The following is a 407-nucleotide window of genomic DNA, read 5'->3' as shown; positions in this document are numbered from 1 at the left end:
ACCACCGGGTTCTCAACCGGGCGCGCTGGTCGACGCCCCGCGCGGCCCAGATTCTGTTGGGTCTGTTGATCGCGATGCTGCCCCCGCAGTGGCCGGTGGTGATCGCGGTCGACGAGACGCTGGAGCGGCGCCAAGGCGCGCGCATCCGGGCGAAGGGGATGTATCGCGATGCGGTCCGCTCGCGCCGCAGCCAGGTGGTGACCTGCTTGGGCGTGCAGTGGATCTGCATGGCGTTGCTGGTTCCCGTGCCCTGGAGCGAGCGCCCCTGGGCGCTGTCCTTTATGACCCGTCTGGTGCGTTCGGCACGCGCCGACGTGCCTCAGCGCTCAAGCGACCCTGATCACCCGCCTGCGTCTCGATGCCCGTCTGTTCGCCTTTCCCGAACCGCTCGCGCCCGGACGACGCGG

General features: G+C 70.0%; 1 protein-coding gene. It reads left to right on the top strand.

Annotated elements, in window-relative coordinates:
• Window positions 1–56 precede the first annotated feature (56 nt).
• The coding region (locus tag D779_RS23345) for a hypothetical protein (protein ID WP_456297601.1) at window positions 57–407 on the top strand (351 nt) is incomplete at its 3' end.

The organism is Imhoffiella purpurea, assembly GCF_000585215.1.
GTDB classification, from domain to species: Bacteria; Pseudomonadota; Gammaproteobacteria; order Chromatiales; family Chromatiaceae; genus Imhoffiella; species Imhoffiella purpurea.
This window is presented reverse-complemented; position numbering and strand designations above follow the sequence as displayed.